11 protein-coding genes are annotated in these 13647 nt (G+C 60.0%); 4 read left to right on the forward strand and 7 right to left on the reverse strand.

Annotated features, from left to right (window positions below):
- The first annotated feature begins 369 nt into the window (after positions 1-369).
- The 3 genes from ROLI_RS05050 to ROLI_RS05060 all read left to right on the forward strand — a co-directional run bounded on the left by ROLI_RS05050 (position 370) and on the right by ROLI_RS05060 (position 6515).
- On the forward strand, positions 370-2082 hold the full coding sequence (locus ROLI_RS05050; RefSeq protein WP_187429733.1) for a BCCT family transporter: 1713 nt from the start codon (positions 370-372) through the stop codon (positions 2080-2082).
- A 201-nt stretch (positions 2083-2283) separates the two neighbouring features.
- Positions 2284-3081 (forward strand): phytanoyl-CoA dioxygenase family protein, encoded by a 798-nt coding sequence (locus tag ROLI_RS05055; RefSeq protein WP_187429761.1) that lies wholly within the window; start codon positions 2284-2286, stop codon positions 3079-3081.
- Positions 3082-3293: 212 nt separating this feature from the next.
- Positions 3294-6515, forward strand: coding sequence for a reductive dehalogenase (locus ROLI_RS05060; RefSeq protein ID WP_187429732.1), 3222 nt, complete (start codon positions 3294-3296; stop codon positions 6513-6515).
- A 154-nt stretch (positions 6516-6669) separates the two neighbouring features.
- On the opposite strand, the gene ROLI_RS05065 is transcribed toward ROLI_RS05060, so the two are convergent.
- The 4 genes from ROLI_RS05065 to ROLI_RS05080 form a co-directional block, all read right to left on the reverse strand.
- Complete coding sequence (locus ROLI_RS05065; protein WP_187429731.1) at positions 6670-7722, reverse strand: FAD-dependent oxidoreductase; 1053 nt, start codon at positions 7720-7722, stop codon at positions 6670-6672.
- A gap of 11 nt (positions 7723-7733) precedes the next feature.
- Entirely contained in the window at positions 7734-8375 is a 642-nt protein-coding gene (locus ROLI_RS05070) for a cupin domain-containing protein (RefSeq protein WP_187429730.1), read from the reverse strand.
- Positions 8376-8493: 118 nt separating this feature from the next.
- Positions 8494-8979, reverse strand: coding sequence for a copper chaperone PCu(A)C (locus ROLI_RS05075; protein WP_187429729.1), 486 nt, complete (start codon positions 8977-8979; stop codon positions 8494-8496).
- A gap of 54 nt (positions 8980-9033) precedes the next feature.
- Entirely contained in the window at positions 9034-9402 is a 369-nt protein-coding gene (locus ROLI_RS05080) for a hypothetical protein (protein ID WP_187429728.1), read from the reverse strand.
- 154 nt (positions 9403-9556) lie between these two features.
- Between ROLI_RS05080 and ROLI_RS05085 the strand changes: the two genes are divergently transcribed.
- Positions 9557-11011, forward strand: a complete 1455-nt coding sequence (locus ROLI_RS05085; RefSeq protein WP_187429727.1) for an aldehyde dehydrogenase family protein — start codon at positions 9557-9559, stop codon at positions 11009-11011.
- Here ROLI_RS05085 and ROLI_RS05090 read toward each other — a convergent pair whose 3' ends face one another.
- The 3 genes from ROLI_RS05090 to ROLI_RS05100 all read right to left on the reverse strand — a co-directional run bounded on the left by ROLI_RS05090 (position 11012) and on the right by ROLI_RS05100 (position 13624).
- Positions 11012-11947, reverse strand: a complete 936-nt coding sequence (locus ROLI_RS05090) for an AEC family transporter (protein WP_187429726.1) — start codon at positions 11945-11947, stop codon at positions 11012-11014.
- Positions 11948-12017: 70 nt separating this feature from the next.
- Entirely contained in the window at positions 12018-12818 is an 801-nt protein-coding gene (locus tag ROLI_RS05095; protein ID WP_187429725.1) for an MBL fold metallo-hydrolase, read from the reverse strand.
- Complete coding sequence (locus ROLI_RS05100) at positions 12818-13624, reverse strand: TatD family hydrolase (protein ID WP_187429724.1); 807 nt, start codon at positions 13622-13624, stop codon at positions 12818-12820. The genes ROLI_RS05095 and ROLI_RS05100 overlap by 1 nt, the downstream gene beginning before the upstream one ends.
- Between the last annotated feature and the right edge of the window lie 23 nt (positions 13625-13647).

The following is a 13647-nucleotide window of genomic DNA, read 5'->3' on the forward strand; positions in this document are numbered from 1 at the left end:
TCTGCTTCCGGGCACAATGTCGGTGCCTGTGTTTTCTGCTCCGCGAAAGATTGCAGTGGGGCGATTGAACCGATGCAGTCAGCCGCATTCAGGCGCGCGCTTTGCGGTTATTTCAAATTGCGGCGCTTGAAATCATCGGCTAAACTCTGCCGCCATGCGGTTCTGGTATCCACATCGCAGGCTCAAGTCCTGCGCAGGCAATCATGATGTGCCGGGGACGGGCTTTGAGGGTTGCGCAGAAGGATTGCGGCGCGCCAAGATCAGTCAACCAGAACGCAATGTTGCGCAAGATGGATCATTATGTAAGGTTCTCGCCTGCAACGATGAAAAATTGGGCGCTGTAAGCGTCAAAAAGCAGGGAAATTCGCTATGTCTTTGAAACCTCCACTATCGGATCTACCGATAAAAACCGCTGATAGCGGTTTTTATCGTGGATTCAGCATCAACGTCACCGTGATCAGCAAGATCATCATCAGCCTGTTGGTGGTCTGGTGTATCGTTTGGCCGATTCAGGCTGGTGCGCTGCTGGGCGACTGGAACAGCGTCATTCTGGCCAATTTTGCGGCTTGGTATATCTGGGTTGTTGCGGCCTTCGTGATCGTCTGTCTTGGCCTCGCGCTTTGGCCTGCGGCGGGCCGGCTCAATCTGGGCACCCCCGACGAAAAGCCGGAGTTCTCGAATTTTTCGTGGTTCTCCATGATGTTCGGTGCCGGGATTGGCGTCGGCATGCTGACGTTTGCGGTGGCTGAACCGGTTGCGCACTTCGGGTCCAACCCGGAAACGATCCAAGGCATCACCACCGGTGGGGAGGCGGACAATGTGCGCATGGCCTACAAATGGTCTTTCCTGCATTGGGGGCTGGGTGCCTGGGCATGTTATGCAATCGCCGGTCTGTCCTTGGCGTTCTTTAGCTACCGCCGTGGGTTGCCCCTCACGATCCGGTCGGGTCTGACACCCTTGTTTGGCAAGGCGCTGTCGGGTCCTTTGGGTCACGTGATCGACATCGTTGCCGTTGTTGCCACGATCTTGGGTGTGGCGCAGACATTGGGCTTTGGTGTTGAGCAATTCGTTGCAGGTCTGACCCGGATCGGTATCGGCGGTCTGGCCTATGCGCCTGATGCGGTGAACGCCGCGGGCGAGAGCCTGAACGGCAGCGCCACCACCTTTGGTATCATTGTCGCGCTGATCGTGATCATGGGGGCATCGACGCTTTCGGCACTGTCGGGTGTGGGCAAGGGTATCAAGTGGTTGTCAAACATCAACATGGTGCTCTCGATCCTGCTGTTGGGCTTTTTCATCCTCTTTGGCGCGACATTCTTTGGCGCCTCAGCGTTCTTTCTCGGCATCTGGGACTACGTGACCGCGTTGCCATCGATGAGCTTCAATGTCTTCAAATCAGACGGTGTGGCCGATTCAGAAGCCTTCAAGCTGGCACAATGGCAGGGCTGGTGGCCCGTGTTCTATTGGGCCTGGTGGATTGCATTCGCCCCCTTCGTGGGTCTGTTCCTTGCGCGTATTTCGCGAGGTCGTTCGATCCGTGAATTCGTGTTGGGCGCGATGATCGTTCCGTCGCTGATGTGCTTTGTCTGGTTTTCCTGGGCGGGCGGCACGGCCATTGATCTGGAATTGAATGGTGGCGCTGATGGCGCGATCTTCGGTGTGGCCAACAGCGACAAGATCTTCGCAGTGACGAGCTTCATGTTGGAGCCCATCAGCCAGTGGCTCTCCTGGGGCATGGCTGTGATGATCGTTGTTCTGTTGATGACGTTCCTGGTCACATCCGCTGACTCCGCGGTGCTGATCGTGAACACCATCAACGCGGCTGGTGATGAGGGTCCAAAAGCGCGTCCCCATATCCTGTTCTGGGGCGCGGCACTCGCGTTTGTCGTCGGCGGTTTGCTGATCTCCGGCGGGACGGGTGCCATTCAGACCGCGATGGTGATCGGTGCCCTGCCGTTCTCGATCGTCATGGCATTGATGTGCATTTCGCTGATCAAGGCGATCTGGAATGATGGACGCCGCGAGGCAGCAGGTGTTGCCACGACCATCGACCCGGATACAGCGACCATGCCTGCTGAGTAATCCGGCAGAGGGAAACGATAACGGCCCCGGATTTTTCTCGGGGCCGTTTGCATTTGAGACAGCGTTCGAAAATATCCGTTGCCCGTCACGGGACAAAAAGCGACCTCTTTCTTGGCATCCCTTCAATGGCACCGCCCCGGACATCCCTCCATGAAGGGGGTGCAACGCGCCCCCCAGCAGAGCGTCAAAGAGGAAAACGACATGACCCATCCGCTTCTGAGCCAAGAGCATATTGACACGTATCAGCGTGACGGGGTGGTTTTGATCAAGGGGCTTTTCAGCGATCATATCGCAGCGATCCGCGACGGCATTGACCGTAATATGGCGATACCAGGACCTTATGCTGCCGAAAACCTCAAGGCGGGCGAGGGCGGACGGTTCTTTGACGATTACTGCAACTGGACCCGGATTCCGGAATTTGAGCAGGTCATCCGTACCTCTCCTGCCAGCGAAGTTGCCGCAGATCTGATGCAGTCCCGGCGGGTGCAGCTGTTTCACGATCACGTCCTGGTCAAGGAGCCCGGCACCTCCAAACCCACGCCCTGGCATCAGGACGGACCTTATTACTTTGTGCAAGGCGCGCAGAACGTCAGCTTCTGGTCCCCGATGGACAAGGTGACACAGGCGAGCCTGCGCTGCGTCGCCGGAAGTCACCTTTGGCAAAAGCCGGTGGTGCCGACGCGCTGGATGTCACAGACCAATTTCTTTCCCGAGGATGACGCCTATATGCCGGTGCCTGATCCGGATGCTGAGGGCATGGACATCCGCGAGTGGGATATGGAGCCGGGCGACGCGGTGGCCTTCAGTTTTGGCATTTTGCACGGCGCGCGGGGAAATCAAACCACCCGCCGCAGGCGTGCGTTTTCGCTGCGTCTTGTCGGGGATGATGCGCGCTATGTCACACGTCCGGGGCCGACCTCGCCGCCTTTTCCAGGGCACGGGATGCAGGCCGGGGATCGGTTGCGCGATGATTGGTTCCCGTTCGTTTTCGAAAGGTAACGTCGCGCAATGCCCGCCTGGGATGAAGGATCCGGTGGCATGGGGTGGGAGGCCCTTTGTCGCGCGTTGCCGGGTGACGCTTGGGCGTTCCTTCAGGGGCGATTGGAATGGGCGCATACCCCCGATAGATGCATAAAACTTTGACATCTCCTGCATTGCCGGGCATTCGAGGGAAATGACACCGCACCGATCCGGTGCCAAAGGAAGCTGATGTGACTGCTCGGTTATTCTCCACGCGCAATCGCCCGTTTCATCTGGGTCCGTTCCCGCTCGAACGGTTGGCGCGTGATCAGGGGGACGTCGACCTGTCGCGGGTCCCTGAAAAACCACCTCTGCATTGGGATCACGCGGACACACCGCGCACGCTGATCAGTGCGATGGGAGAATATCAGGCCATGCTGGATGCCATTCGGGACGGGCTGATCAACAGCGAAAAGTCCAAATGCCCGGATGATCTGGATGAGCGTGCGCGCCATATCAAATCCTTTGGTTATTTTCAGGATGCGCCCATGGTGGGCATCGGGCGGTTCGGTGCGGATCAGCTGCGCGCAACGCCGATCCGAAATCGCGCAATCGACCGTCTGGCCGAGGATCTGAAAACCAAGCAGACCAAGACGCTCGCCGCCGGCATCGACACCATCATGGCGGATCTCAGGGACAGCATGAGCGCCCCGCCGCACACGTTGGAGGGTCATACACATACGGTTGTTTTTCTTTATAACTACAATCGCGACCCAATGCCCGATGAACCGGGATATGGGTGGATGGCGGGCGCAAACCCTTACCGCGCGAGCCTGCTGGCGGCGGAAACCGCGATCATTATCGCCGGCTATCTGCGCGTTTTGGGCTATGATGCCAAGGCGCATACGGCGAGCGCCTGCGAGGTTGATCTGAACAAACTGACTGTTGGGGCGGGGCTTGCGACGCTGGAAGAGGGCCGCCTGGTCAACCCCTTTGTCGGGGACCGGTTTCAGGTCGCCGCCATCACCACGAATTTCGCGATGACGCCGGATGCGCCGCTGGTGCCCCTGTGCGCGCAATCCAATTCCGTCACCAGAGGCTGGGCTTGGAATTTGGGCATGGGATCACAGAAAAACGCCCTGACACTGGACCCCTATGCGACTCGCAACTACGCGCAGGGGGCCTATCCTTTCGAGACCCTAAAACGGGTCGAAAAACCCACGACCTTTATCGACGAAGCACGCGTTGCACGTGTGCCCAAACGCACCGACATGTTCGCCCGCGCGCAGTTTGGCGACATGGGCAAGGCCAATCAGGAAGCCACCACGGGGGGTTATTTCGCACAGAAAACCCCGATCAGCCATGCGATCCGACGCCCGTCCGGGGCGTTCCTGTTGCTGCAACAGGGGCCGGTTGCCGAACGGGTTTCTGATGATGCGCTTGACGCCGCACGCAACGCCGAAGGGATCAAGGCGGCGGCCTATTTTCTGGGCGCGGATGCGGTGGGAATTTCGCGCTGCCCCGAATGGGCGTGGTATTCGCATGACGCTCTGGGCGCGCCGATCGTGCCGACGCATCAAAGCGCGATCAGCATGATCATCGATCAGGGGTTCGAGACGACCGAAGGCTCCTCTGGGGATGATTGGATCGCGGTCACACAGTCCATGCGCGCCTATCTGCGGTTTTCCCTGCTGGGCGGCATCATCGGCAAACACATCCGCAACCTTGGCTATGAGGCGCGCGTGCATACCAATCTGGACGGCGAAGTCTTGCAGCCACCCCTGTTGTTGCTGGCCGGTCTGGGTGAGGTCAGCCGCATTGGCGAGGTCATCGTGAACCCGTTTCTGGGCCCGCGCCTGAAATCGGGCTGCATCACGACGAACATGCCGCTGGCCCATGACAAACCGATTGATTTTGGCATGCAGGCGTTTTGCGAATCCTGCAACAAATGCGCGCGCGAATGCCCGTCGGGCGCGATCACGGCGGGCCCCAAGCTGATGTTCAACGGCTATGAAATCTGGAAATCGGACAGCCAGAAATGCACCACATATCGCCTGACGCAGATGGGCGGGGCAATGTGCGGGCGCTGCATGAAGACCTGTCCCTGGAACGTTGAAGGGCTGCAACATGAAAAGCCGCTGCGCTGGATCGCGATGAATGTGCCCGCCATGGCAGGGGTTTTGGCGAAGGCCGATGATCTGGTCGGCAATGGGCGGATCAATCCACAGAAGCGCTGGTGGTGGGATCTGAAGGTCAATGCGCGCGGTGGCTTTGATCCCGTCGAGGGCCCCTCGAACCAGCGCGATTTGCAAACCGATCTGAAGCTGAAATATGAGGATCAGACGCTGGCGGTCTACCCGGCCAATCTGGCCCCGCCGCCCTGGCCGTTTCCCTTTCCGATGGACCGTGAAAAGGGCATCGAGGCCTATCAGGCGTTGATCACGGCCAAGGAATATCAGGCGCGGCTGGAGCGCGGCGCGCCTGAAGGGCTTGCGCATGTCTATCTGGGAGGTGGGGACGCGCCGGTCACGCGCGTACAGGTCAGCAAGGTGACACCGCTCTCAGAGCGGGTCGTGCAATATGAACTGACCTCTGTGGATGGCACGCCCTTGCCGTCCTGGGAGGCGGGGGCGCATATCGACATCGTGGTGGCCCCTGAGTTTGTGCGGCAATATTCGCTGTCGGGTGATCCGGCGGATCGCTCATGCTACAAGATTGCGGTGCTGCGCGAGGACGCGGGGCGGGGCGGCTCCAGGCTCATGCATAAGATCTTTTCTCAGGGGCGCCGCATTTTCATCTCCAACCCGATCAACCATTTCCCGCTGGCGCAGGAGGCTGGCAAGCATTTCCTGATGGGCGGGGGCATCGGGATCACCCCGATGATCGCCTTTGCGCATCAATGCCATGCAAATGGACAAGATTTCGAGCTACACTATTGTGCGCCAAACCGGGCGGATGCAGCCTTTGCGTCTGATTTGTTGGCCCAACCTTGGGCGGATAATGTGCACCTGCATATCTCTGAGGAGGGGACACGGGCCGCATTTGAGGATGTGCTTTGCGGGTATGAGGCGGGCTGGCACGTCTATGCCTGCGGTCCGGATGGTTTTATGGCTGGCGTCACGCAAGCCGCCCAAACACAGGGATTCCCACCCGAGGCGTGCCATGTCGAGTATTTCTCTGTCCCGGAATTGCCAGAGTATGAGAACCATGCATTCAAACTGAAGATCGCGCGTTCAGGCCAGGAGATCGTCGTTCCGGCCAATAAGGCGGCGAGCGATGTCTTGATCGAAAACGGTTTCAACATCGACGTGAAATGTTCAGACGGGATTTGCGGCGTGTGCAAATGTGGACTGGTGTCGGGGGAGGTCGAGCACCGCGACTTCGTGCTGTCGCAAAAGCAGCGACAAAACACGATGATCCTGTGCCAGAGCAGGGCGGCCAAAGCCGGAGAGATCATCGAGATCGATCTTTAACGCGTTTCCCGGAATAGCTGAAATACGATCTGTCACTTAACCCTTTGAAATATTTGATTTCAGGCAGGGGTAAGTGATTTAGATTTTTCCGAAAGCGCGATAGGGGGAATGTTCCCTCTGAGAGGTGGATTGTCAGCCGTGGAGGAGGCATTTGTCAGGATACGGTTTCTCTCAGGAGTTGCGTGAGCGTCGTCTGCGCCGCTTCCAGCGCGCCCTCCAGAAAACCACCATCGCCCTGCGCAGTTTCCGTGCCCGCAAACAGGATATCATTGCCGCCCCAATCGGAAAGCCCGGCAGGCAGACGGTAGATCGGATGTTGTCGCGGTAGTTCACGATCCGCGGCCACCGCGGTCATCGGATCATCGGCCCAATCCTTGATCACGAGCGTTTCTGGATCACCCGCCTGTTGCCCGAAAAGCCGTGTCAGCTGCGCAAGCACGCGGGGGCGCAGGTCGCACCGGTCGCGATCCCCGACAAACCCGAAGAGCGCAGCAGCGCCGGTTGCCTCATCCATTGCATCATGGGTTTCCGCAAGCGGGCCAATATGGCTGATGGCACCGCCCGACAAGCCGGTGTCCCGCCAAAAGGGCCGCGCATAGGTTGCCACCACTTTGGCATGGCCAGCCATCCAGGTGGGGATATCGCCAAGCGCCTGTTTCAACGGCTCTGGCAGAGCGGGTGAAAACGCGATGTGCTGTGCCCAGATGCGCGGTGGCAGCGCCAGCACCACACGGCGGGCATGGTGGGTTTGCCCCGCTGTTGTCGTAACCCGCAGCCCCGCGGCACAGCGGGCGATATGGCTGACGTTCCGGTTGAGATGGAGCCGATCGCGCGGCAGGGCGCAGCTCAATGCGTCGATCAAAACGCCGCTCCCGCCGCGGATGCGCAGAGCATCCCCCATGGTTGCCAGATCGAGGTCCCTGCGGATCATGCCGCTTGCATCCTCAAACACCAGACGGCCCTGTGAGAACTGCGGGTGAGCGCGCAGATCAAGCTCCTGTATGAGGGTCAAAAGACGTTGGTTATGGGGCCAGATCCATGCCGGTCCCAGGTCGAAGCGCCCTTCGCCGGGGCCGGGGGACTTGCTGAGGATACGCCCGCCCAAGCGATCCCGCGCCTCCAAAAGCGTGAAGGGTATGGCGTGTGCGCGCAATCCCTTTGCCAGAGCGAGCCCGCTCAGACCGCCACCCACGATGATAATATCCATCGGATCAGGCCTCATGGGGCAGCGACATGTGTCAGATGCCCAGATTTGATCCAGAGTTTTGCACCCTCTGATCCGGCGCGCGCCTGTGCGCGCGTGCCTGGCGGAAGGCGCAGCCAATCCCAGGGTCCCAGGGCGTCGCCGCTCTGCGCGAAGCCGCCCTTGATCACAAAGATCTCCATACCACCGACCGCGTCCAGCGCAATCGTCTCTCCCGGTGCCCAATGCTCGACCCGCACCTCTTCAAACGCGTCCTGATGCAGGGGCTGAACCGCTGCGACGTCCGATATATCGACCCGGATCTGCTTGCGGTCCTCGGGGTCAAACTGATGCAATTTCACCAGAATGATGGCCCCCTCCGGTGCCGAGGGCGTGTGGCTGGAGGTTGGCGGGTTGCGCACATATGTGCCGGTCGCAAAGGCCCCATCTTCATCACAGAAGGTGCCCTCCAGCACCAGATACTCCTCGCCCCCATCATGGGTATGTGGTGAAAACGCACTGTTTGGTGCATAGCGCACGAGGCTTGTGGCCCGCGCCACCTCCGCGCCGATCCGATCAAGCATCTTGCGATCCACACCAGGCATCGGGGAGGGGACCCATGCGGTGTCGTCGAACCGAACGAGCACGCGTTTGGAAAAATCCGCATTGAGTTTCATAGCTGATGTCCTTTGCTGGCCCGGAGGGGCGGGCGTGATCAGTCGTATCTGACAGGACCATGGTATGGAACGGGCCGGTGTTAAAGGGAGGGACCCCTCATCAGGCCCCTCCCTCGCGTTAGTTTGAGATCGCGTGACCGGAATGGTCCGTTTTGTTACCATGTGTGCGTTGCTCGACGCTGAAGAGCACCTCGATGTCCCCGGCTTTTTCAAACGTCAGTGTTGCGGGAATTTTCTCGCCAACTTCAAACGGGTCGCCACCAAGCCCCATGAACATGACGTGAAACCCACCCGGTTCCAATGCAACGGTCTCACCCGCGGGGATATCGATGGCGTCCACATGCATCATGCGTGCCACGCCGTCTTTTTCTTCGGTCGTGTGTAACTCTACTTTTGGGAAATCAGCCGTCACGCCGATCAGCCGGTCCGGTGTCTCGCCGGTGTTGGTCACCCTCAGATAGCCGCCACCGGTTTGCGCGGTCGCGGCGGTATTAAAGGTCATCGGGTGGTCAATCACCAGCGCGCCGACCTTGAATTCATGGGCATAAGTGGATGTGACAAGGGTGAGGAGTACAGCGGTTGCTGCAACTGTGAGGTTTTTCATAATTCCATTCCGTGATCTGCGCAAAGAATTGCGCTATTTGCAAAAAACGTTTCGTCAGGCCATTGCGCGAAAGGGCGGTGCCCGGGCGTGTCCTGTGCCCTTGAGTGTTGCAAAACGACCGACATAGGGCGTGGATGAAAAACGGGCGGAACGGGCCGGGGGCAGGACAAACAGGATGCCGGTGCCGGTTTCTGGTGCCAGGATTGTGCTGCTGATCAGACAGGCTTCGCAGGTCGCATTTAGGTGATGGGGGGGGGCGTTATCGCCGCAGATTTCTTCGAGCGTGCCACCCAGACTGAGGTAGCTGAGCAATTCCGCAGACTGTGCGTTGCGCTCAAAACGATGTGCGAAACCGGTTGCCGTCATTGCGAGGGTCGCAATCAGCATCAGCAGGGTCGTGGCAAGGATCCTTTGGCGGCGCATACCGATAAGATGTAGGTGCAAGCGCGCGTCGGGTCCAGTGGGGAAATGCCTCTGAGGGAGCTGTGTCGTAGCTCGAAACCGCAAGCCTTCTGAACCGGCTTGACCTTGCGCGGTCAAGATGACCTGATCCGGGGTGAACAGGAAAGGGTGGGCAATGACAATCGAAATTCTGGGCGTTGATCCAACCTGTTGTTTCATCGCCGGGCAGTGGCAAAAACCCGCTTTGGCGCAAAGGCTCGCATTGCATGACCCGTCGACGGGGGGTTTTCTGTGTGAGATCGCGCGGGGCAGTTGCGAAGACATCGACCGGGCGGTAGAGGCGGCGCAAACCGCAATGTCGGGCGCTTGGGGGTGCTCTACGGCGCTGGAACGGGGGCGGGTGCTCGCGCGCGCGGGGCAATTGGTGCTGGGCCATATCGATATGCTTGCGACGCTGGAAGCCCGCGATGTCGGCAAACCGCTGGCACAGGCGCGCGCGGATGTGGTGGCCCTGGCGCGTTACATGGAGTTCTACGCCGGGGCGGTGGATAAGATCCACGGGGCGACCATCCCCTATCTGGACGGATACACCGTTTATACCCTGCGCGAGCCGCATGGGGTGACGGGGCATATCGTGCCGTGGAATTACCCGATGCAGATCATTGGCCGCTCCGTCGGAGCGGCGCTGGCGATGGGCAATGCCGCTGTGTTGAAACCTGCCGAAGAGGCTTGTTTGACGGCGCTGGCCTTTGCCGACCTGATGCGGCAGGCGGGTCTGCCCGATGGCGCGTTGAACGTCGTGCCGGGGCTGGGTGCGGAGGCGGGCGCGGCGCTGACGGCCCATCCGGGTGTCGCGCATCTTTCGTTCACCGGGTCGGTCGATGTCGGCAAACTGGTGCAGCAATCGGCGGCGCAGAACGTGGTGCCGGTGACGCTGGAACTGGGCGGCAAATCCCCGCAGCTGGTGTTTGAGGATGCGGACCTTGAGGCGGCGCTGCCGTTCTTGGTCAACGCAGGCATTCAGAACGCGGGCCAAACCTGCTCGGCCGCCTCGCGCATCCTGGTGCAGCGCGGTGTTTACGACCAAGTGGTCGCGCTTATGTCGCAGCGATACCGCGCCTTGACGGTCGGACCGGCAATGAGCGATCCGGACGTCGGGCCGCTGATTTCAGACCGCCAGAAAGCCGTGGTCGAGGGGTTTTTAAAGGATGGCGATGGATTGGAACGGGTCGCTGCGGCGCATCTCCCATCTGACCTGCCGTCGAGCGGGGCCTATGTGACGCCGACGCTGTTTGCGGGTGTTGATCCGGGCCATAAGCTGGCGCAGGACGAGGTTTTCGGCCCCGTGCAGGTGGTGATCCCCTTTGAGAATGAGGCCGAGGCTTTGGCGATTGCCAATGGGACAGCCTATGGGCTGGTGGCCTCTGTCTGGACCCGCGACGGTGCGCGGCAAATGCGTCTGGCCAAGGCGCTGCGCGCGGGGCAGGTGTTCATCAATAATTACGGCGCGGGGGGCGGGGTTGAACTGCCCTTTGGTGGCACCGGGCTTTCGGGTCATGGCCGCGAAAAGGGGTTTGAGGCACTTTACGGGTTCTCGGCGCTCAAAACTGTGGCCGCGCGCCACGGCTGATCAGGCCCCCCCAAGCAGGATCAGCCAGACCCAGACGGAAAACACCGACAAGCCGGTCGCGATCAGCACCGAGGAGGCCGCGACCCGTTTGGCGCGCCCGTACATATTGGCAAAGATATAGGTGTTGAACCCCGGCGCCATCGCGGCCGTCAGCACCCCGGAGCGGAAGAAATCCACCGGTACATTTTGCGCAGAGCCAAAGAGCCAGAACAGCGCCGGGTGAAGCAAAAGTGTGACGCAACAGACCATGGCAATCACGCGGCTGTCGCCTTCGGGCCTATATTGCACCAACACCCCACCGAGGGCGAAAAGAGCGGCGGGAAGGGCGGCACGCGCGATCAGCGTCAAAGCATCATCCACCACATCCGGCACCCATATGCCCGACAGATTGACGATGAACCCCAGGCCGATGGCCAGCACAAGCGCGTTGCGAAACATCGCGCGCAGGACGGCGCGGATCATGACCATCGGGGATTGCCCGCGGTTGCGGGTGATTTCCATGACCGTGATGCCAAGCCCGTAGCAAAACGGTGAATGTATCGCAGTGATGGCGAAATTCCCCACCAGCGCATCCGCGCCATAAGCCCGTTCGGTGATGGGTAGGCCGAGCAGGACCGAGTTGGAAAAGAGGCAACAAAACCCGATGGCGACGCAATCCTCCCAGTCGCGGTTGAACAGGTACCGCGCGCCGATCATGCCGAGCGTAAAGCAGATCGTGGCCGCCATGTAATAGCTGCCCAGCAGGCCGGGATCAAAGGAGCTGTTAAGGTCGAGTTTGGCGATGGCCTGGAACAACAGGCAGGGGATGGCGAAGTTTTGCGTGAACCGCATGACACCGTCGATGCCTTCCACTGGGAAGAGCTTGCGCCAGACCGCGACATAGCCAAAACCGATGACCAGAAAGACCGGGAGGATGACGTCGAGCAGGGTTTGCAAGGCGGGCGACCTTTTTGCCAGGTATCGGGGGCGGATGCCTCCGGCGGGAGTATTTAGGGCCAAAAGAAGGTCAGGGCATCTTGAAGTTGAGGGTCATCCCGTCGAAGGCCGGTTCGATATGGGGCGGTGTTTCTGCGCGCAATGTTTCGTAATCAAGATCGATGTGCATATTGGTCAGCACGGCGTGTTTGGGGCGAACCTTTTCGATCCATTCCAGCGTGCGCGCCAGATGGGCGTGCGTCGGGTGCGGGTCCCGGCGCAGCGCATCCACGATCCAGCAGTCAAGGTTATCAAGCTGCGGCCAGACCGCATCGGGGACCTGCGCGACATCCGGCAGATAAGCCAGATCGGCGATGCGAAACCCAAGCGCGTTCATGCCGCCATGGGCGACCTCAAAGGGGGTGAAACGGATGGGGCCGCCCGCGCCCTTGATGGTCACATTTCCGTCAATCAGATTCATGTCCAGAATGGGCGGATAGGTCGAGCCTTCGGCCTGCACAAAGGCGTAATCGAAACGTTGCATAAGTGCTGCGCGCGTCGGCGCGTCGGCCCAGACGGGCAAGCGCGCGCGCATGTTGAACACGATCATGCGCAGATCATCAATGCCATGCACATGATCGGCGTGGCTGTGGGTATAGATGACCGCATCGAGCCGCCCGATATCGGCACTCAGCAGTTGATTGCGCACATCGGGCGAGGTGTCGATGAGAACCGTCGTGGTGCCATTTGCATCCTTGCGTTCCACCAAAAGGGAACATCGTTGACGCCGGTTTTTGGGGTTTTCCGGATCGCAATCTCCCCAATGCCCGCCCAAGCGTGGGACCCCGCCCGAGGAACCGCAGCCCAGAATGGTGGCACGTAACTCCGCCATCAGGCGGCGGCCTCATATTGGGCAGCCTTGCAAAAGAGCCGCTCGAAATTGGCCTGTGTCTGGGCGGCAAAAGCCGCGTATTCGATACCAAAAGTCTTAGCTGCCCGGCGTGCGGTATGGGCTGTATATGCGGGTTCGTTGCGCTTGCCGCGATAGGGTGGGGGCGCAAGATAGGGCGCATCGGTTTCCACCAATATGCGATCCAACGGTGCGGCGGCAAAGATGTCGCGCAGATCGGATGATTTCGGGAAGGCCGTGATCCCGGACATCGACAGGTAAAACCCCAGATCGAGAGCGGCGCGCGCCAGTTCCGGCGAGGAGGAAAAGCAATGCATCACACAGGAGAACGCACCGTTTGCATGTTCTTCGCGCAGGATTCGCACCATATCTTCATCCGCCGCGCGCGCGTGAATGATCAGCGGCAGGCCGGTTTCACGCGCTGCTGCGATATGGATGCGCAGGGATTGTTTCTGGATATCCGCGCTTTCCGCTGTGTAATGATAGTCCAGTCCGGTTTCGCCGATGCCGACGAATTTCGGATGCTGCGCCAGGGTGATCAACTCCTCCACGCTTGCCATAGGTTCGCTCGCGGCAGACATCGGGTGTGTCCCAGCGGCGTAAAATACCGGCGCATGGGCCTCGGCTATGGCGCGCACGGCGGGCTCGGTTTTCAGCTTGGTGCAGATCGTGACCATCCGCGTCACGCCCGCCTCAACAGCGCGCGCGACGATATCGCCGTGCTGGCCGTCGAAATCGGGAAAGTCGAGGTGACAATGGCTGTCGGTGATCTGTGGTATGTCGCTCATGCCGGTCCGGTGGTTCAGCGCCA

The sequence above is a fragment of the Roseobacter fucihabitans genome, assembly GCF_014337925.2.
Classification (GTDB): Bacteria; Pseudomonadota; Alphaproteobacteria; order Rhodobacterales; family Rhodobacteraceae; genus Roseobacter; species Roseobacter fucihabitans.

Coding starts and splice junctions, on each gene's coding strand:
- ROLI_RS05055 (WP_187429761.1), top strand. CDS start 2,284: ATGACCCATCCGCTTCTGAGCCAAGAGCATATTGACACGTATCAGCGT.
- ROLI_RS05065 (WP_187429731.1), bottom strand. CDS start 7,722: ATGGATATTATCATCGTGGGTGGCGGTCTGAGCGGGCTCGCTCTGGCA.
- ROLI_RS05085 (WP_187429727.1), top strand. CDS start 9,557: ATGACAATCGAAATTCTGGGCGTTGATCCAACCTGTTGTTTCATCGCC.
- ROLI_RS05070 (WP_187429730.1), bottom strand. CDS start 8,375: ATGAAACTCAATGCGGATTTTTCCAAACGCGTGCTCGTTCGGTTCGAC.
- ROLI_RS05095 (WP_187429725.1), bottom strand. CDS start 12,818: ATGGCGGAGTTACGTGCCACCATTCTGGGCTGCGGTTCCTCGGGCGGG.
- ROLI_RS05050 (WP_187429733.1), top strand. CDS start 370: ATGTCTTTGAAACCTCCACTATCGGATCTACCGATAAAAACCGCTGAT.
- ROLI_RS05080 (WP_187429728.1), bottom strand. CDS start 9,402: ATGCGCCGCCAAAGGATCCTTGCCACGACCCTGCTGATGCTGATTGCG.
- ROLI_RS05100 (WP_187429724.1), bottom strand. CDS start 13,624: ATGAGCGACATACCACAGATCACCGACAGCCATTGTCACCTCGACTTT.
- ROLI_RS05075 (WP_187429729.1), bottom strand. CDS start 8,979: ATGAAAAACCTCACAGTTGCAGCAACCGCTGTACTCCTCACCCTTGTC.